Annotated in this window: 16 protein-coding genes; 10 read left to right on the top strand and 6 right to left on the bottom strand. The window is 55.3% G+C overall.

Translation table 11 applies throughout. The features are described from left to right. The 3 genes from CAG22_RS04600 to CAG22_RS28465 form a co-directional block, all read right to left on the bottom strand. Entirely contained in the window at nucleotides 1-2,322 is a 2,322-nt protein-coding gene (locus tag CAG22_RS04600; protein ID WP_085704673.1) for an AAA family ATPase, read from the bottom strand. A gap of 209 nt (nucleotides 2,323-2,531) precedes the next feature. Next, entirely contained in the window at nucleotides 2,532-2,825 is a 294-nt protein-coding gene (locus CAG22_RS04595) for a hypothetical protein (protein ID WP_085704671.1), read from the bottom strand. 264 nt (nucleotides 2,826-3,089) lie between these two features. After that, nucleotides 3,090-3,245: a hypothetical protein gene (locus CAG22_RS28465; protein WP_170929268.1), complete on the bottom strand. Its 156-nt coding sequence runs from the start codon at nucleotides 3,243-3,245 to the stop codon at nucleotides 3,090-3,092. On the opposite strand from CAG22_RS28465, the gene CAG22_RS04590 reads away from it, so the two are divergent. Next, on the top strand, nucleotides 3,238-3,504 hold the full coding sequence (locus tag CAG22_RS04590; protein ID WP_085704669.1) for a hypothetical protein: 267 nt from the start codon (nucleotides 3,238-3,240) through the stop codon (nucleotides 3,502-3,504). The two genes, CAG22_RS28465 and CAG22_RS04590, sit on opposite strands and share 8 nt — an antisense overlap. Nucleotides 3,505-3,646: 142 nt before the next feature. On the opposite strand, the gene CAG22_RS04585 is transcribed toward CAG22_RS04590, so the two are convergent. Next, nucleotides 3,647-4,276: a hypothetical protein gene (locus tag CAG22_RS04585; RefSeq protein WP_085704667.1), complete on the bottom strand. Its 630-nt coding sequence runs from the start codon at nucleotides 4,274-4,276 to the stop codon at nucleotides 3,647-3,649. Nucleotides 4,277-4,506: 230 nt separating this feature from the next. Beyond that, entirely contained in the window at nucleotides 4,507-4,842 is a 336-nt protein-coding gene (locus CAG22_RS28935) for an XRE family transcriptional regulator (RefSeq protein WP_349816327.1), read from the bottom strand. On the opposite strand from CAG22_RS28935, the gene CAG22_RS28700 reads away from it, so the two are divergent. The 7 genes from CAG22_RS28700 to CAG22_RS04550 all read left to right on the top strand — a co-directional run bounded on the left by CAG22_RS28700 (nucleotide 4,774) and on the right by CAG22_RS04550 (nucleotide 9,063). Then, on the top strand, nucleotides 4,774-5,019 hold the full coding sequence (locus tag CAG22_RS28700) for a hypothetical protein (protein ID WP_256582406.1): 246 nt from the start codon (nucleotides 4,774-4,776) through the stop codon (nucleotides 5,017-5,019). The genes CAG22_RS28935 and CAG22_RS28700 overlap by 69 nt on opposite strands. Before the next feature lie 129 nt (nucleotides 5,020-5,148). After that, entirely contained in the window at nucleotides 5,149-5,874 is a 726-nt protein-coding gene (locus CAG22_RS04575) for a metallophosphoesterase family protein (RefSeq protein WP_085704663.1), read from the top strand. Then, nucleotides 5,874-6,500 (top strand): hypothetical protein, encoded by a 627-nt coding sequence (locus CAG22_RS04570; protein ID WP_139833404.1) that lies wholly within the window; start codon nucleotides 5,874-5,876, stop codon nucleotides 6,498-6,500. The genes CAG22_RS04575 and CAG22_RS04570 overlap by 1 nt, the downstream gene beginning before the upstream one ends. A gap of 41 nt (nucleotides 6,501-6,541) precedes the next feature. Then, a complete protein-coding gene (locus tag CAG22_RS04565; RefSeq protein ID WP_085704919.1) occupies nucleotides 6,542-7,270 on the top strand; it encodes a metallophosphoesterase family protein in 729 nt (242 codons plus the stop codon). Nucleotides 7,271-7,393: 123 nt separating this feature from the next. After that, nucleotides 7,394-7,585: an MbcA/ParS/Xre antitoxin family protein gene (locus CAG22_RS04560; RefSeq protein WP_085704917.1), complete on the top strand. Its 192-nt coding sequence runs from the start codon at nucleotides 7,394-7,396 to the stop codon at nucleotides 7,583-7,585. A gap of 116 nt (nucleotides 7,586-7,701) precedes the next feature. Next, nucleotides 7,702-8,511, top strand: coding sequence for a hypothetical protein (locus CAG22_RS27170; RefSeq protein WP_139833403.1), 810 nt, complete (start codon nucleotides 7,702-7,704; stop codon nucleotides 8,509-8,511). A gap of 198 nt (nucleotides 8,512-8,709) precedes the next feature. Beyond that, nucleotides 8,710-9,063: a hypothetical protein gene (locus CAG22_RS04550; protein ID WP_085704657.1), complete on the top strand. Its 354-nt coding sequence runs from the start codon at nucleotides 8,710-8,712 to the stop codon at nucleotides 9,061-9,063. Between the two features lie 27 nt (nucleotides 9,064-9,090). On the opposite strand, the gene CAG22_RS27165 is transcribed toward CAG22_RS04550, so the two are convergent. After that, nucleotides 9,091-9,279: a hypothetical protein gene (locus tag CAG22_RS27165; protein WP_139833402.1), complete on the bottom strand. Its 189-nt coding sequence runs from the start codon at nucleotides 9,277-9,279 to the stop codon at nucleotides 9,091-9,093. A gap of 449 nt (nucleotides 9,280-9,728) precedes the next feature. On the opposite strand from CAG22_RS27165, the gene CAG22_RS04545 reads away from it, so the two are divergent. Together CAG22_RS04545 and hmgA are read left to right on the top strand one after the other, a co-directional pair. Continuing rightward, on the top strand, nucleotides 9,729-16,358 hold the full coding sequence (locus CAG22_RS04545; protein WP_085704655.1) for a DUF3320 domain-containing protein: 6,630 nt from the start codon (nucleotides 9,729-9,731) through the stop codon (nucleotides 16,356-16,358). A gap of 450 nt (nucleotides 16,359-16,808) precedes the next feature. Beyond that, nucleotides 16,809-18,095, top strand: coding sequence for a homogentisate 1,2-dioxygenase (gene hmgA, locus CAG22_RS04540; RefSeq protein WP_085704653.1), 1,287 nt, complete (start codon nucleotides 16,809-16,811; stop codon nucleotides 18,093-18,095). Nucleotides 18,096-18,110: the final 15 nt, after the last annotated feature.

Below are 18,110 nucleotides of genomic sequence, written 5' to 3'. Positions count from 1 at the left end.
CTACACCTGAGCCTCGTCGGTACGTTTGCTTGCCGCTTCCTGGTCGAGCAGTAGTAGCTCAATCGCGGTGTAGGCTTTCTTGATCAGGTCGATGTCTTCCTCCTGACCCGGAGGTACGTATGCTCCAGGTTGAGTCGGCATCTTCTTGAGCATGTCATTCAGCTCTTTGAGAGGTGAGGGCTGGTCAGCTCGAAGCTTGCCTTTTGTTTCAATCGTTTTGGCAACGATACGAGCACAGGCCTCATGCACCGCGCGGTTGTGCGGGGTGTAGGTACCGAAGCCTTCGAGAATGATCGATTCAACGGAGTACCGCTCCTTGTCATTCAGCTTCGGCAATTTGCCCGTGTCGAGCATGAAGCTGTGACTGCCTTGGTCGTTCGCATTGGTGATGAGGGTCGGAGCATGGGTTGCGACGACGAATGAGCAACCGAAGCGGCGGGAGAGCAGGTGGAACACCCTTGGAAGTGTCTGCTGCCATTTCAGATGCAAGCTGATTTCTGGCTCGTCTACCAGAAAGACCGTCCCTGGTTCGGCTGACGTGATGATGTTGAGCAGCAACTGGTTGATGTTTTGCTCTCCAGAACTCAGCGATGAGTAGGAGACAATCCGCTCCTTTTGATCGTCAATTGCCGGGCGCACGACGCCGAACTCGTATTTGGCCAGCTCGTCAGGAACATGGTTATCCGCAGCGTGATCTGACATCCTCAAGGTGCGAATTTCATTAGGGGCATTGTCCAGTGCCATTTCTGGCCGAAGCATGAAGTAGAAGCGTGGGGCGAAGCCCAGGCACGTTTGGCACTCTTTCAAGGCCTCAAGCATGTGCTGATCGACGAAGACCCTGGCCGCCAAGGCGGTTACGGCTTTGGTCAACCTGGAGGGTGAGATGGCATCTGCACTGGTGCGGGCACCGCGATACTCAAAACGTTTGTATTGTTGGCTGCGTCCGAGCGGGAAACGATCATGTACCCCTGTCGAAATGCCAACTGTTCTGCGATCAAGCTCACCGACCCTGTCGATGAGTTCACACAGCAACTGGGTCTTCCCTGCACCGTTGTTACCAATGATATAGATGCAGGCAGGCTCAGTCGGATCACTCAGAAGCTTGAGAATCTCCTGTGGGTTGGCCGCGAGGTTGAAAACACTTCCCTGAAGCTGATTGGTTCGGATGAAGTTTTTGGGCGAATAGATTTTCCAGGCTTCCTGATGCTCGCTTTTGTCCTCGATACACAGCCCCTTTACATCCTTGAAACCTTCTGAAAACTGCGCATTCAAGATAGTTTCGACCTTCGGAGGAATGCTCCTGGGCAGGTCGTCGATGTTGCGTGATTCATGGATGTTAAAGATATGACCGGCTAGGATCGCGCGTTCTTCAAGATCCAGCCGCTCCAGGGATTTATTAGCGTTTGAGACGTCGATGTACAGCGCTGGCTTGCGCATCAAGTGAATATGCTGGCTAAAAATCAGCAGGACTTGGTCATGCGCGGCGGCTGTCGCTTCGCTGGAGCTAAAACAGATAGCAGCGTCAAAGCGCAGACCGTTGGGGATCGCCGGTGCAAGCTCTTTGCGTAGCCCGGCGTACTTCGCTTTGCTGGCTGGCAGTACGAGCATGAATCGCGCAGCTTGAGGGTACTGTAAGGCAAATGCGGCGAGGTTCGTGAGTCCCGTCACGGCAATGAATTTGAATTGCGGGCCAGCGTCAACGAGGTAGCTCGGCTGACTGTCGGCGACCCTGTCAGGAACGTGACGATGAATAAAATCAGGGTAGATCTGGTTGATGATGAGTTTTAAGGAAATCAGCGCCTTCAAACCAGCAGAGGTCGGGGACAGCATCGGGAACGAACTGCTGTCTATTTCAGAGGACTTTCCAATAGACAGCTCAGCCGTCGTCGGCGCAATCTCGACAATAGGCGAGTACAAGGTGGAATGAATACTTCCGACCAAGGCTGCGACCACCATTGGATGGCTCGGGGCAATCTTGTAGAACTCAAAGATGAAGAGATCGATGAGATGTGTCGCCGTTTTTACCCTGACCTCCCGATCCATCGTGCCACTAGACACCGCTCGGATGTGCAGCAGCTTTTCGTTGAACGCTGCCCTGACGTCTGTATCATCGAATTCGTTCAGCTTCATCAACTCGGTTACATGTACCCTGGCATCCTCAAAAATGCTTCGGTACCTGTCTTCCAGGATCAGCCCCTTTGTCAGGTGCAACGCGGCGAGGAGATTGATTTTCTCTGATGAAATGTTTGGGAAGCTACGTCCTACGTTAAGCATTTCTTCAGCGATCAGGCGAGTGATCTCCCGGCCTTCGTCGTATTCCATGTGACGCTCTCATTTTCCAATGTGTTAAGGGATGGTGGCTGTTTGGCATAATCCGACAGCCTGAGTCAGCAGGCAAGCGGGTCTCTAATGGAGAAGGAGCGAGCCACTATATGGCGCGCAAAGGTGCTATGCAGGGAAGAGGTTTGCGTGGACGAGACTGGGAGCAGATCCTTGCGGCAGCCCCCAGTTTGAAGGCGTTAGTGCATGGGTTATTCGTCGATGGTCTGGCCAAGCTTGCTGGTTAACAGCTCGTAGAACTTCTCGCGACTACGAGGATTTTTGAGTTCGGCACAGGCTTCGTCCAGCGCCTGAATTGCCTCGTCGTGGGTGATCTCGTCATCATCGATCAACGGCTTGAGCTTCGTCTTGTAGATGTAGCTCAACTCGTTGTAATCCTCACACTGAGCGCACGACACCAGTGAGGCGTCTCGCTTACCGCCTGGGTTCTCATCCTTGTAGCTGTATTTGGCGTTGATGTCGCTGATGGTCTTAGCCTTGGCCATGTCTTACGTTCCTGAGCCGGGCGATCCTGGGAAATCCTTATCGCATCCGGTAAGCCAGACGTGGTGGCTATCTGCTGGTATTCAAGTCGCAGACACAAACGCTTACCACTATGACGGTTTGATGTCTGGCCAAGCCTACGTAACAGGCAATGAGAGCATTGCTCTGTACCGTGATTTTGGAGGGCCTGTTTTGGCGTGCATAGCAGGATTTAGCGTGTGAGTATGAATGCCCTAGGCTTTGTACGAAAAGTGCCTGCGCGCCGATCATGCTGCGTTGAAAACAGGCTCGAAATGCTCATTTGCCACCAGCAAAGTCGAGCGCGACTCTGACCGTTCCTCGCCTGTTTTCGCCTTGCCTGATCGCCGCTCGGCGACTTTTCGTACAAACCCTAGCATCGCTAACAGGAGCAGCATGACCATGAAAGCCATCCTTAACCGCATTATAGAAAACCGTCTGGCCAAGCGACTTGTGGCCTGGGCCTTGATCCCGCTATGTCTCATCCAGGCGGGAGGTGAATCTCGTAACCTCATACGCATAACGTACGGCCTGACGGTTGAGCAGGGTCTTGCTGAAACACTTCCCTACATCGTCTGCTGCGCATTGGTAGTAGCGATCACTGCACAAGCTAAGAAGGTAGCGCGAGCGCTGCGTGGACAGCACCGGCTGCTTGGCCGCTGACTGGCTTCACATGCGACTGAATGCAGGCGCATCGTCTGGATAGCTGAGGCGTCGATCGTGAAGGTTCAGGCAGGGTGGGATCTGTTGACCCCACTCCGGTTACAGAGTGAGGTCTGGGAAGCCCCCTACCATTGGGGGAGGTTTAGTGAGGGCGTGGGTACCAGTTACTGTCGCCAGGACGGATATGGCCTGGGCAGTACCCATATCTGATTCTGAGTTCGGCTTTCTGCTCCTGATACATGCCCCCCAGGGTATCCTGGATCATGGAAACATACGCTTCGAAAGACGGGTGCTTGCGCCAGTAGTTACCATAGATCGCATGGGCGAGGGAGCGGTCATACCAACCACGCACAAGCAGTAGCACGCCTTCGATCCGTGCCTCCAAGCCCTGATCCGAGAAAGCCTGTTTACTTCCCCTGTCTTTCATCTGCTCGCGCAGCACAAAATTTGCTGGGCAATAGCCCATCGCCTTGCTTGCCTCATGAAATTGCTCATGCACTTCACGGTGAGATTCGCGATCTTCTTTGAGGTCGAAGGCGAAGCTGTAATCGCAGAGGGAACACTTGCTAACGCCATGAGGGTCAGGAGAGACGTGCACATGGAGCATGATCCACTTGTCATAAAGGCGGATCGCCTCATGGTAATTTCTAACGCCTAATTCCTGGACTGCAGCTTTGTCTTGACGCTGACCCAGCTTTAGCCAGGGGTAGGTGTCTTTCAATTCCTTGGCGACACGTTTGACTTGCTTGATGTGGCTGGAGGTGACTTGCATTTTTTCAGCTCTCGGGAGGGCTGGCCTGGCGTCCACTACGAGGCAACCTGATTGATGTCAGGTCGGGTAATTCAACTGTCACGATAGTGCTAGAGCTTCGCGGGTGTGGACTGCAGGCACCTACCGAGTACCTGGCCGCGGAGACTAGCACTGGTGTGGCTGCTTGACAATCCGTTGTGCCGTCCTGGTGTCCAGAAGCAATGACTACTGGGTGGTGGTGTTTGCCGTAATTACCAATGCCTCGCCACCGTCTGTTTTGAAACGCCTAGCTCCCGAGCCACCTCAGCCTTGGTCAGCCCTTGGCCCCTCAGGCGTTGAACCTCTTCCCGGCGTTCATTGGCCGCTGCCACCCGTGAGTGTGTCCTGGACTCTGGCTTGATCGCGAGCGGGGCTATCGACCCACCTAGGGTAGCCACCTCTTTAGACACCTGCTTCAACAGCTCCGTAGGGCGAACGACCTCATCGGCGCCGTATGCCAGTGCGAGGAGGGTGAGGGGATGCACACCAAGCTGCCGCGCGATCGCATCGAGCTTTTCAACCGTAACCCCACGCTCACTGCGCTCGATGCGACTAAGGTGGGCTGCGGTTACGCCTTCTTCAAGATCGGTCAGCAGTATTTGCTGTTGCTGGCGAACGTGGGTCAGCGCTGCGGCGATCGCTTGCCTGAGCATTCGGGCGTATCCCTAAAATCCGACTGTATGCCCGGTTTGCGCAGTTCCACTCAATGTCGTATAGTCAAATGATTGGAACTGTTGCGATTTGCTGCGCGTCCGGAAGACCAGATCGGCCTGTCCACACGCAAGCCAGGGGCGATTTCAATATATCGCTTAATCGAAGTTACGGGACTGAAAGTCAGTCCTGCGGGTAGCTGCATGAAAATTTTGGTGTATTCCGATTTACATACCGAATTCGAAGATTTCACGCCGCCGGCGACGGACGCTGAGCTGGTAATCCTGGCCGGTGACATCGGCACTAAAGCACAGGGAGTAGAGTGGGCCAACGAGACGTTCAGTTGCCCGGTCATTTACATCTGTGGAAACCACGAATTTTACGGTGGTCACCTGGACAAAACTCTCGAAAAAATGAAGGCGGTCGCAGCACCACACGTGCACGTGTTGGAGAAGGAATGCTGGATTTCGAAACGAACCCGGTTTCTGGGCGCTACCACTTGGACTGACTTTTCATCAACGGGCTCCAGGGATCTTGGGATGCGAACGGCCTATGAGCGAATGAGCGACTTTATGGCCATTCGCGTCGATACCAGCGACCGCCGCTTAACGCCTGGAGATTTGGTCGTGCGTAATGCAGCATCGCGCGCCTGGCTTGCCCAGCAGCTATGCACTCCGTTTCCCGGGCGTACGGTAGTGGTAACACACCATGCCCCGCTGATCGGTTTAGTCGGTGGGCCACGAGATCACCTGATGGCAGCTTACGCTAATCATTGGTCGGATCTCGTTGCGCAGGCAGATCTGTGGATCTTTGGTCACACGCATCACCCGGTCGACCTCGTCAAATATGGTTGCCGTGTGGTTTCGAACCCCAGGGGCTATCCCGGTGAGGGGCTGCAGTTCCGTCCTGAATTCGAGGTTGAGATCTGATGGATCCCAGCGGCACTGAGGCTGCGAGTTTCAGCCTTTATGGCACGGATACCAGCGAGCACGGTCGGCGGATTGATCGCAGACAAAGCGTTGAAAACTCGCGCGAGCCCTTGATAGCCGGTGGAAATAATTCTGGCAAATCGCGAATGACAGCGACGTCTAAACACTCAGGCGTCGGTTCTGAGAACAAGAAAGGTGGGTATGTGGAAGCAGCACAATTGGCGCATTTCTTTCTCGATGGCGCAGAGCAAGTGGAGGGGCTGCCATTGGCGGATGACGAGCTGGTTGAGGTGGCCAAGAAGCGCTCCGGAGCAAAACCCTTCTGCGTGATAAGGAGCTGGATACTGCTCGACGTGATGGTCTCGGACAAAGACGAAAGAACCCTGGGGGATCAGGGCCTACATCCTACAGTCATGCTAGGACGCGAGATCGTTTTCGACAGTCGCACGCAAGGCTCACGGCCAGGTGGGCTGAGATCGAGCTTCATGCATGCACTGGTTGAGTCGGTATTCGAGAGCAAGGACACGCTTTACTACCTGGCAGGGCCGGGTTTTCGAAAGCACACGAGTCTAACGGCAGTGCTTACGCTCGATAACGTGGGCGAGGTTGTCCAGGACGCGACTTGAAGAGGCGACTCACCCAAAGCCACACGGAGCACGGGCACCTGATGAGGATTCTGATCTACTCAGACTTGCACTTGGAGTTTGTTGGCTTTGAGCCACCTCCGGTAGAGGTTGATCTGGTCGTATTAGCTGGCGACATATCGGTGCGTTGTCGCGGGGTGACATGGGCAAATGAGGCGTTCCGATGCCCGGTGATCTATGTCTGCGGCAACCACGAATTTTACAAATCGCACATTGATCGAACGCTGATCAAAATGCGAGCTGCAGCTGAGGAGCACGTCCATGTCCTAGATAACCAAAGTCTGATCATCGGTGGCACCCGGTTTCTGGTGACGACCGCGTGGACAGACTTTACCTCGACGGGCGACTACAAAGCTGCGATGAGAGGCTGTGCTGAGTGGATGAGTGACTTCAGGCGTATCCGAATCGGACAGGATTACAGAAAGCTTCGGCCAGCCGACCTCATTGCTAGGAACATCGCCAGTCGTGAGTTCCTGCTCGCTGAATTGGCCAAGAATTTTGACGGCAAGACCGTAGTGGTTACACACCATTGCCCGATTGCAGAGGTAGCCGGAAATGGCCATGAAGGCCACCTTGCGGCGGCTTACTACAACCAATGGCACGACTTGATCGAGCAGGCGGATGCGTGGTTTTTCGGTCACACACATCATGCTATCGACACTGAAGTCTTGGGCTGCCGCTTGGTCTCGAATCCCAAGGGCTATCCAGGTGAGAGAACGGGGTTTGCTCCTGATTTCGTGATAGAGATCTGACCATACACTGCGCCAAATTTTATCGCTTTATCGACTTCTTAGAGCTATGAAGCAAGGTGGCGTCATGAAAACTCTTGGAATTCATCCACCCCCATGCTCGACGTTAGCGTGCTCGGAGCAGCCATGAATTTTGAGAAGCTAATTCAGCATCAAGCCGAGCAAGTGTTTGGCAGCAAAGCCAAAGCAGATGTTTGGCTGGCTGCCCCTCGTGACGAATTCGGTGGCCTAACCGCTCTGGAATGTGCTGGCAATGAGGTTGGATATTTGAGAGTAAAAGCGCTACTCGATCGACTGGATCACGGCTATGCCTGTTGATGTGAACGGTGCTTTTGGTCTGATTGGCCCGATAGCTTAAAAACTACAGGAAATCCCGCTTGTGAAGTTGTGCTTCGCACCATCGTAACTACAAAGACGAGGCTCTTCGAACCAGCATGAAAGCTAATGAATCCTCTGATCTGCAAAACGAGTTGTCTGCCACTGCAAGCCCTTTGAACGAAGCTAGCTTAGACACCCTTTCCGGCGAAGACGACGGCGAGGTCAGAAACGCTGAGTGGGCCCGGTTTTGCCTTCGGCATCGAGCGGTTGGAGAAACCTCCGAAATTACCAGTGCTCGCGTTGAGCTTCCACAAATTGATGGGCCTACAGAGGTTAGGATTGCGGCCAGTTTTTCTGGCGGTAAGCAAATGAGATGTACACTGTTTACAGTACCTGCGGGTGAAAGCGAACCGCTCCCTACCCCCCGCCAGATGGGGGTGGTCGCGACCTTAAGGGATGGATATGCCTTGTTGCTCCGTATTCCTGACGACCTCAGGTGGGCGCATGACGTATGGCCCACCTCGATGGACAAACTAGATGCCTTTGTCGCGAAACTTACCGAATCGCCGAGGTTTCTGGAGACTTGGGTTATGGACAGGAACCGCGAGCCTAACAAATTGTTAATTGTGGTCGTGATCCAAGGCAATGTTTGCTACGGCTTTTTACTGGGATCGCCAAAAATTGCGGGGTTCGGTAACACTCGTGTGATCCCTATATTCTTCGAGCATGTTGGTGAATTCACATATGATCCCCCCGTCCTGATTGAACTAGAGCTGAGTGCCAAGCACCTCGAAGCGCTAATCACACACGCGCGCCAGTTACTGTCAGAGCCTTATCATGCCCAGGAAGATTGCCATTTGCGTGATGCGCTTGGTGAATTGGCTAATGCCTTAGAGGGGGGTACCAATCGGTCACGTTCCACTTGAGATAGGCATGCTGCATTAGTGCAATCTCGCGCTTTCATTGGTGTTGTTAGAGGTTAAGCTGGGCGAGCTTGAGTTGGCTGTCTCCGGTAGGTTTTTTCAAAATCTCCCTAGCGGATTGGAAAGCAATGTTTTGGGGTATATTGATGGCCTTTTGCCCTGCGCAGCCATCATGGCCTCCTGGGCGACCGAGCTCGTGAAATGGATAGCACCATCCTCACTGAAATCTGGAGGCGCGCCTCGGCTTGTTGCGGCGACGAATTCGTTCATGTTTTGAACGGGTTGCTCGACGAATATGAGCGCAAACCCGGCAAGGACGAGCCTGTTCGGATCACTGCCGAATGGGTAGGCCAGGATGGTTACTCTTCCCTAGTCATAGCCCTGAATGAGAAGTCTCGGCGGAATGTCAGGTATTTCGACCATGGATGGCACATCGAGTTGCGATCACGTCTCTGGGCGCACATCTGCAGGGGCATACAGCATCGACTTGTGTTGAGTGGGTTCGCGCCGGAAGCCATCACTGAGGATCTCCTGGCTTTCGAAATCGGCGTTTGATGCGATCCATTGGGCGGGATGCGGTATTCATGGCAGCTCTAAGCAAATCATCGCCAGGCTTATATCCTGTTGTCTGTCACCGACCGGAAATTTCAGTTCATTGTGAACGGATTGATCCATCGAGCGCTGCGCGCCTTGGCTTTGAACGCAAAATGAAAAGCAGCGGCCTGCGGCCAAAGAAGCGACTGCCCCGAGCCCCAAGGGGCCGATCTGCATCAGTACCATCGTTGCATCACGAGATCAGAAGCAAAACTGTACCGAAAAGCATATCGCCAAGATCGCGGAAGAGACGGAAGAAATGGAGCGGCGCAGATCTCGCTTTTCTTTGGGTCTCAAATATAGAACTCCGTCTCGCAAAAAAAATTGACAGGGCAAATCGGCGACTTATTTTCAAAGTGTGATGCTTGTCACACTTTTCTTTATTCTGGATGAAGTCGGTCACGGATAGGGGGCTGCGGTCACCTGGCCGATCGACATGCCCCAGATTTCTCTTCTTGGCTCACCTGCCTATCCTGGCTGTTGGATGGATTCGAGCGCTTTACAACGACCAAAGGATCATTACGCCTGAAGCTGGAAGCGCTATCATCCCGCCATCAGCTCAAGAGGGGCTCCTTGGCCGGCCTATTCCGGCACTCCCTTGGGCATAACGACAAGGAAGGTTGCGCATGGACGACATCGTTCAGCCCCTCGCTGCTCAAGAAGAAATCCCGCCTAAAGAAGTCAAGATTCTGGCCACGTTGGTGGCGAAGCTGAACCTTGCCGACTTCCAGAACGCCATTCCCGTGATTCGCGAGCTTCGCATCGCGAACGAGACCGAAGACCGCTTCGTCAATGTGACCCTGACATTGACCTCAGAGCCTGAGGTGTTCAAGGCCAAGGTCTGGCGAATCGACGAAGTCGCACCTGACAGCTTTCGAATTATTCCGGGGCTTGATCTGGTCTTGGATGGCCCCTTGCTCAGTCGCCTTACAGAGGCCGAGCTTTCCACTTTTACCTTTGCACTTGAGGCTGATCACAAGGCGTCCGAGAGTGGTCGGAAGGAAGTTGCTCGCCTAGAGCAGGTTGTAGACCTTTTGCCGCGAAATCAGTGGGGTGGTCTGCGCCATATCCCCGATATGACCGCTGCCTTCGTCCAGCCCAACGATCCTGCTGTCGATCGCTTGTTGAAGCAGACGGCTGAGCTGCTTCGGCTCAGTGAGTTGCCTTCGTCACTCGATGGATATGAAGGCGGGGCTAAGCGGGCCTGGCAGCTGGCTTCTGCCGTCTGGGGCGCTGTGGCGCGCATGAAACTTGATTACGCGCTACCGCCGGCAAGCTTTGAGCAGTCAGGACAAAAGGTACGTAGCCCTAGCCAGATTGCAGATACCGGGTTGGCCACCTGCATGGATCTCACCCTGCTGTTCTGCGCAGCTCTCGAACAGATCGGACTCAACCCGGTGATCGTGTTTACCCGGGGGCACGCCTTCACGGGCCTGTGGATGAAGCCGGAAGAGTTCACCACTGCTCTGGTCGATGATGTGACAGCAGTGCGCAAACGGGTGAAGCTGCGTGAGCTGGTGCTATTTGAAACCACGCTCATCACCCAGAACCTCGTCCCATCCTTCTCCTATGCAGTTGAGAGAGGGGAGAAGCAGATTGCCGAAGACGCGGACAGCGCCTTTGAAATGCTCCTGGACATTCGCCGGGCTCGACTGCAACGAATTAAACCGCTGGCAAGCTCCGAAGCTCAAATCGCCCGAGTTGCTTCAGAGGTGACGGACGAAGCTCCACCGCTCCTGGTTGAGAAAGGCGCGGACATCCCTGATGAAATCCACGAGGTGGTGGTAGAAGACCTTTCTAAGCTCGACCCTGCAGATCGGCTTGGCCGTTGGCAGCGCAAGCTCCTGGATCTCTCGCTTCGAAACAACCTTCTGAATTTCAAGACGGGCAAGCGGGCGCTGAAGATCGAGTCCCCAGATCCGGGTGCTCTTGAGGATGTATTGGCCAGTGGTCAGTCGCTGAAGCTGCTCACCCGTCCAGACCTCATGGATGGTGCTGATCCGAGGGAGCGCGCTCTGTATGAGCAACGCGAGCGTGAGGATGTTCGTCGCCGGCATGCCGAGGATGCGCTTAAGCGCAGAGAGGTGTTCGTTGCGCTGACATCCAACGAGATGGATGTTCGACTCACCGAACTGTACCGAGGTGCTCGCACTGCGCTGCAGGAAGGCGGCTCCAATACGCTCTTCTTGGCCATCGGCTTCCTGAGTTGGACTCGTGAGGACAGGGCAGGGCAGAAGTACAAGGCGCCATTGGTTTTGGTTCCGGTTACGCTGGAGCGCAAGAGCGCTCGCTCCGGATTCACCATGGTGCTCCACGATGATGAGCCGCGCTTCAACCCAACCCTTATCGAGATGCTTCGGCAGGACTTCGAGTTGGGCTTGGGTTCCCTGGAGCACGAGTTGCCTCGGGACGATTCTGGTCTTGATATCGCCGGCATTTGGAACAAGGTCGGCCATGCCATCAAGGACATCCCTGGGTGGGAGTTGAGCGAAGACGTCGTGCTGTCGATGTTCTCGTTTGCCAAATACCTCATGTGGAAGGATCTGGCCGAGAACGCCGAGCACCTGCGGCAGAGCCCAGTGGTTCAGCACCTCCTGGATACCCCACGCGACTCGTTCATTTCGGATACACCGTTCCCAGAGGCGCAATCACTGGATCGTGATTACGGCCCGACCGATGTTTTCTGCCCACTGCCATCTGACTCATCTCAGTTGGCTGCAGTGATGGCGGCAGCCAAGGGCAAAGACTTCGTGCTCATCGGCCCACCTGGTACCGGTAAGAGCCAAACAATCTCCAACATGATCGCCCAGTCGATCGCTCAAGGGCGTCGCGTGCTGTTCGTCTCGGAGAAGATCGCCGCGCTCGATGTCGTATACCGTCGCCTGCGTGAGATAGGCTTAGGTGAATTCTGTCTGGAGCTTCACTCAAGCAAAGCTCGGAAAACTGATGTGCTTGCTCAACTGCAGTCCGCTTGGGAGGCGAAAGGGCAGGTCGATTCGGCTGCATGGGAGGTTGAGGCTCAGCGTCTCGCAACGCTGCGCGACAGCCTGAACATTTACGTTGAGCGACTGCATCGGCGCCATGGCAACGGTTACACCATTTACGATGCGATTGGCACCGTCACTTCGGGTGGCGATGAAGCTGTTGCTCCTGTTGGTTGGGTGTCACCTGACACGCATGACCAGAAGGCCATGCTCGAGCTACGGGAGTTGGCCGATCGTCTCGAAGTAAACGCGCAGGCTGTGGGCTACGGCCAGCTTGCTGGCAATGCGTTGTCTGCGGTTGGCCAAGCGGAATGGTCACCTCATTGGCAGCAACAGTTCGTGCAGGCAGCTCGTGATGTGTTGCCTGCTGTGCTGGATGTGCAGCGTGCGGCTGATCGGTTCGTTGAATTAGTTGGGCTTCCAGCTTCGGAATACACCCCGAGTGTACTGGAGGGGCTGTCAGTTCTTTCCCAGGTACTGCCCGCGGCAGCAGGACAGGATTGGCGCTTCGCGTTGCGGCTTGATGCCCGCTCCATTTCTCAACGGTTGAGCGATGGCTGTGCGTGGGTTGAACAGCACCGAGAGCTCAACACTAAGCTTTCGCCGCTCTGGCCTTCTCGCGTTGTGGCGGATGCGAAGCAGGGTATTGAACTGCTGCAGCAACGTCGCACCGTATTCGGTGAACTCAGCCCGGCCTGGCCGGAAAGTGTCACCGATGTGCTTGCTCAGGCGGTGGCACTGCTTGGCCAAATAGTAGAGCTCAAGCAGCAGCTCAGTGCGACCTATGGCGATACGATCGAATCGCTCGACATCGATCTGTTGCTGCGCGAGTGGAAGGAGGCTGAGGAATCGTTCTGGCCAAAATCCTGGTTCGGAAAGCGTCGTATTGCGGGTTTGCTAGCCCTAACTCAAACCACTGCGAGCGAGGCTGATCACGGTAAAGATTTGGCCATCTGGGCAGAAATCCGCGCCGTGCGCCGCGCTATTAATGAGCTTGAGCCCGGGCATCAGTGCATTGCCGTTTGGCAAGGTTCAAAGTCTGAGGCTGAGCAGCTTTCGACGTCGATCAAGCTTCAAGAAGCCATTCGCCTCCAGAAAGCAGGCTCGGACTGGATCGATGATGGATTCCAGTTGGTCGAGCAGGGCCAGTTGGGAGAGGCACTGAAGGAAGAGCTCCGGCGCCTTCGCACTTTGACTCGCCTTGATGCCGATATGGCCGCCTTGCCCGACCTTGGCTCAAGCACTCAACAGCTATGGAGCGGTCAGGACACTAACATTGACCACCTCAACGCAGCGCTGCGCTTCCAGGCCGAGCGTAGGGATATCGAAGAGCGCGGTCGCCTTGTTGATGATCACCCCGATGTGCAAGAGGGCCGCTGTGGTTCGTTGCTGAAAGCCGACTTCGACTTGTTGAAGCAGCGGGCAGCGGTTGAGCGTGATCTATCCGATCTGGCTGACCTGCGAGAGTTGGTACCTGTCTGGAGCGACTTGAAGACCAAGCTTGAGATAGCCCGCCAGGCTGTTGCGTTTCAAGGGCAGATAGCGACTGCTGTTGCGAAGCTCGCGCTGAACCCGGAGCAGATTGCAGCTTACAAAGCTCCCCTGCAAACACTGTTGGGCGATGGCAACGCGCTGCTGGAGCCGGAAGGTGCGATAGCACTCGCGGGCGTTGGCCTGCGTGAGAAGCTTGGGGTGTTGCAGGAGCGTTCATCCCATCTGACTTCGATCGGTCACTTCACCGAAGCCGGTGCTGATGAGACTGTTCACCTTTCGCTGAATGACCTCAAGAAAAATTGCGAGACCGTAGTTTCTTCCGAGGCGCGACTCAAGGCATGGTGCGCTTGGCGGAAGGTGCGCGATGAGGCCTTCGCGGTTGGCCTCGCCCCAATTGTCCAGGCGATGGAAAGTGGAGCGATCACCTCCGGAAAAGTCCGCCGCGTCCTTGAGGTGAATTACGCTCGCTGGTGGCTAAATACCACTGTTGATAACGAGGAAGTGATCCGGACATTTGTCAGCGTTGAGCACGAACAGCGTATTCGCGATTTCCGAGCGCTGGATGACAAATTCACCGAGCTGACGAAGGATTGGCTCCGTGCTCGGCTGTGTGCTGACCTGCCAAGTCAGGACAGCGTGAGCCGCTCCTCTGAGTGGGGCTTGCTGCGCCATGAGATGGGCAAGAAGACCAAGCATATTCCATTGCGTGAGTTGATGACACGGGCACCAGAAGCCCTCACCAAGTTGACGCCTTGCTTGCTGATGAGCCCGCTCTCGATTGCCCAATACCTGCCGCCAGCCTCAACACCGTTCGACCTCGTCATCTTCGATGAGGCCTCTCAGATTCCGGTCTGGGATGCGATTGGTGCGATGGCGCGAGGGAAGCAGGTGGTAATGGTGGGCGACCCGAAACAGCTCCCGCCGACCTCATTCTTCGACCGTGCCGAGTCCACGGCTGATGATGAGGATGTCGAAGCCGATCTCGAGAGCATCCTGGATGAATGCATCAGCGCGAACCTGCCGATGCGTAACCTGAACTGGCACTATCGCAGCCGCCACGAGAGCCTGATCGCCTTCTCAAACCAGCGTTACTATGGCTCGAAGCTGGTGACCTTCCCATCGCCGTTCACAGCTGACAAGGCCGTGCGGTTGTGCCCAGTGGCTGGTGTCTACGACAAGGGCGGTTCACGTACGAACCTTATTGAAGCAAGAGCGCTGGTCGCTGACCTCGTGGCGCGCCTCCAGTCGCCGTCCTTCCGTGAGAGCCGTCGTACCGTGGGTGTTGTGACGTTCAATGGTGAGCAGCAGAAGCTCATCATGGACATGCTCGATGATGCATGTCGGAAAGATCCGTCGCTTGACTCGTATTTCGCTGAATCTGAGCTTGAGCCTGTGTTCGTCAAGAACCTGGAAAGTGTGCAGGGCGATGAGCGAGACATCATCTACTTCTCGACCACCTACGGCAAGGATGCTGCCGGCGTAATGTCGATGAACTTCGGCCCGATGAACCGTCCTGGAGGCGAGCGCCGACTCAACGTTGCGATCACGCGTGCTCGTCAGGAACTTGTACTGTTCTCCACTCTGCGCCCTGAGCACATTGACCTTGCCCGCACGCAGGCCGTTGGTGTTCGTGACCTGAAGCACTTCTTGGAATTTGCCGAGCGTGGGCCACAGGCCTTGGCAGAGGCTAACTTTGGCAGCGTGGGTGGATTCGATAGCCCGTTCGAAGAAGCGGTGGCTGCAGCCCTGGCCAAAAAAGGTTGGCAGATCCATACCCAAATTGGGGTGTCGTCGTTCCGAGTCGACTTGGGAGTTGTTGACTCTGATGCACCTGGACGGTTCCTTGCTGGGGTGGAGTGCGATGGGGCTACCTATCACCGCAGTGCCACCGCACGAGATCGTGACAAGCTGCGTGAATTTGTGCTGCGTGGACTTGGCTGGGAAATCGTCCGAATCTGGTCGACCGATTGGTGGGTTGATGCCGTGGGTACTGCTGAGAAAGTGCATCAGCGCCTCACAGAGTTGCTCGCTGAGTCGCGGGTCAAGCAGGCAGTCATCGACGCAGCCCATGAAGCTGAGCGTCTGAGAGTCGATGCGTTAACGGCTGAAGTGATTGAGGTTGTAGATCACCTCACGGTCGTCGCTGGTGCATCGATTGCCACTGAGGCCAAGGATCCGCAAGGCGCGCTGCCTGAGCTCAAGTATGCGAAGGCAGCGTCTGCGGCTGTATCTGAAGATTTTGTAGCCCTGGCTCCTCCAACTGAGAAACTGGTTTACAGGGAGGCGGTTCTTTCGGAAGGAGCCGAAGGGATCAACCCTGACCAGTTCTTCGACGAAAGCTACGATCCGACGCTGCAGAAATTGGTTGCGCAGGTCGTTTCTGAGGAGGGGCCTGTCCTGGATATCGCACTTGCCCGTCGAATTGCTCGCGCTCATGGCTGGGTAAGAACGGGGTCGCGCATTCGTGATCGCGTCGATCAGATTGCCAGAGCACGATTCCGCTCTCACGACGAAGAACAGATCGGTGCCTTCTATTGGCCTGATCATCTTGGCTCTGACAGTGAAGTCACGTTCCGCCGACCTGGTGACGATGATCCAGTGCGAGGATTGGCCGAGATCTGCCTGCAGGAGCTTCGAGCGTTGGTAGACGAAATGCTAAACAGGGGGTTCCAAGGGGATGCGCTCGTTTACGCAGTCGCCAAAGAAGCTGGAGTAAACAAGCTCGCTCACGCGGGCCGCCAACGCATTGAAAGGGCGATACGACAATCTGCTGAGTAGGAGAGAGAAGGGCGCTGATAAGGCGCCCTTTTTGGTACTGGTGACCCAACCGCCAAACCGTTGTCGGCTAGTCACTCTGAAGCGCTGACAGCCTGTTAGGCGATAATGCTCATTGGGATGATGGATCGGTGCAATGCTGACCATCTACATACGCAGTCAGCGGACGCCGGCCGACGAAGGTAGCGAATCGCGATCACCCTTCTCATCACACACCCGTTCCCACCTCTCATCGATAGGCCCTTTGCTGACTGACTCAGTGAAGGAAGACCGCTATGTCCTTCACCAACGTTGCGCCTGAGCGAATGGGACGACATTGACTGCGTAGAACCTGGCGCAGAGCCAAACGGGTGAAATCACACCTGCGACGCTTGACCGCACCCTGGCTTGTAATTACGATTAGCGTAATTGAATTACGATAAATAAAACGCACGTAGCGCCGCAGGAGGAACGATGAGCACCGACCAAAGCATCGGTTACCAGTCTGGATTTGGTAACGAGTTTTCCAGTGAAGCAGTTGAAGGCGCGCTACCAATTGGGCAGAACTCACCGCAGCGTGTGGCCCACGGCCTGTATGCTGAGCTGTTCTCTGGGACTGCCTTCACGATGCCTCGTCATGAGAGTCGTCGCACTTGGATGTACCGCATTCGCCCATCTGCGGCGCACCCAACCTTCAAGGCAATCGGGTCGCCGATCCCTCAAACCTCCTTGGCGCCTGCAAACCCCAACAGACTGCGTTGGGATGCACTGGAAATTCCATCGGTGCCGACAGATTTCATCGACGGCCTGCGCGCGATGGTGGCGAACTCCAGCCTAGACCGACCGAATGGCGTAACTGTCTATCACTACGTGGCCAATCGCTCGATGGAGCGAGCCTTCTACAGTGCTGATGGAGAATTACTAATTGTTCCCCAGCAGGGTCGGCTTCTGCTGGTCACGGAGTTGGGGCGTATTGAGCTGATGCCTCTCGAGATCGCCGTTGTTCCTCGCGGGTTGAAGTTTAAGGTTGAGCTGATTGATGCAACTGCGCGCGGCTATGTGGCTGAGAACCATTCGGCGCCGCTTCGCCTGCCTGACCTTGGCCCTATAGGCAGCAATGGCCTGGCTAATCCACGTGACTTCTTGACCCCGAATGCATGGTTTGAAAAGAACCAAGGGCCAACCCGTCTGGTGCAGAAATTCCAAGGAAGTTTCTGGGAGGCTGAGCTCGATCATTCACCCTTTGATGTCGTCGCGTGGCATGGCAACAACGTGCCGTACAAGTATGACCTCCGTCACTTCAACACAATTGGCTCGATTAGCTTCGATCATCCCGATCCATCCATCTTCACAGTTCTCACCTCGCCAACCAGCGTGCCAGGGCTTGCCAACTTGGACTTCGTAATCTTCCCGCCACGCTGGCTCGTGGCAGAAAACACCTTCCGGCCACCATGGTTTCACCGCAACCTCATGAACGAATATATGGGTTTGATCGAAGGTGAGTACGACGCGAAGGCCGACGGCTTTACATCTGGAGGCTCCTCTTTACATAGCTGCATGAGCGCACACGGCCCTGACGCGCAAACCTCCGAAAAGGCTATGGCTGCCTCGCTTGAGCCGCAAAAGCTGGATGGAACCATGGCATTCATGTTTGAGACCTCCCAGGTGCTTCGTGCAACTGAGTTCGCGATGACAACCGCCGCTTTGCAGAAGAACTACGATGCCTGTTGGGAAGGGCTAGTCGGAAAGTTCGATAACTGATTCCTATTTGAGAGG

The organism is Pseudomonas sp. B8(2017), from assembly GCF_002113575.1.
In the GTDB taxonomy this organism is placed as follows: Bacteria; Pseudomonadota; Gammaproteobacteria; order Pseudomonadales; family Pseudomonadaceae; genus Aquipseudomonas; species Aquipseudomonas putida_Z.
The sequence above is the reverse complement of the archived record's forward strand: the minus strand, read 5'-3'. Positions and strand labels throughout refer to the sequence as shown.

Excerpts from the sequence above, each read along its gene's own strand:
- CAG22_RS04600 (WP_085704673.1), bottom strand. The coding sequence starts at position 2,322 with ATGGAATACGACGAAGGCCGGGAGATCACTCGCCTGATCGCTGAAGAA.
- CAG22_RS04595 (WP_085704671.1), bottom strand. The coding sequence starts at position 2,825 with ATGGCCAAGGCTAAGACCATCAGCGACATCAACGCCAAATACAGCTAC.
- CAG22_RS04590 (WP_085704669.1), top strand. The coding sequence starts at position 3,238 with ATGACCATGAAAGCCATCCTTAACCGCATTATAGAAAACCGTCTGGCC.
- CAG22_RS28465 (WP_170929268.1), bottom strand. The coding sequence starts at position 3,245 with ATGGTCATGCTGCTCCTGTTAGCGATGCTAGGGTTTGTACGAAAAGTC.
- CAG22_RS04585 (WP_085704667.1), bottom strand. The coding sequence starts at position 4,276 with ATGCAAGTCACCTCCAGCCACATCAAGCAAGTCAAACGTGTCGCCAAG.
- CAG22_RS28700 (WP_256582406.1), top strand. The coding sequence starts at position 4,774 with ATGCACACCAAGCTGCCGCGCGATCGCATCGAGCTTTTCAACCGTAAC.
- CAG22_RS04575 (WP_085704663.1), top strand. The coding sequence starts at position 5,149 with ATGAAAATTTTGGTGTATTCCGATTTACATACCGAATTCGAAGATTTC.
- CAG22_RS04570 (WP_139833404.1), top strand. The coding sequence starts at position 5,874 with ATGGATCCCAGCGGCACTGAGGCTGCGAGTTTCAGCCTTTATGGCACG.
- CAG22_RS04565 (WP_085704919.1), top strand. The coding sequence starts at position 6,542 with ATGAGGATTCTGATCTACTCAGACTTGCACTTGGAGTTTGTTGGCTTT.
- CAG22_RS04560 (WP_085704917.1), top strand. The coding sequence starts at position 7,394 with ATGAATTTTGAGAAGCTAATTCAGCATCAAGCCGAGCAAGTGTTTGGC.
- CAG22_RS27170 (WP_139833403.1), top strand. The coding sequence starts at position 7,702 with ATGAAAGCTAATGAATCCTCTGATCTGCAAAACGAGTTGTCTGCCACT.
- CAG22_RS04550 (WP_085704657.1), top strand. The coding sequence starts at position 8,710 with ATGGATAGCACCATCCTCACTGAAATCTGGAGGCGCGCCTCGGCTTGT.
- CAG22_RS27165 (WP_139833402.1), bottom strand. The coding sequence starts at position 9,279 with ATGCAGATCGGCCCCTTGGGGCTCGGGGCAGTCGCTTCTTTGGCCGCA.
- CAG22_RS04545 (WP_085704655.1), top strand. The coding sequence starts at position 9,729 with ATGGACGACATCGTTCAGCCCCTCGCTGCTCAAGAAGAAATCCCGCCT.
- hmgA (WP_085704653.1), top strand. The coding sequence starts at position 16,809 with ATGAGCACCGACCAAAGCATCGGTTACCAGTCTGGATTTGGTAACGAG.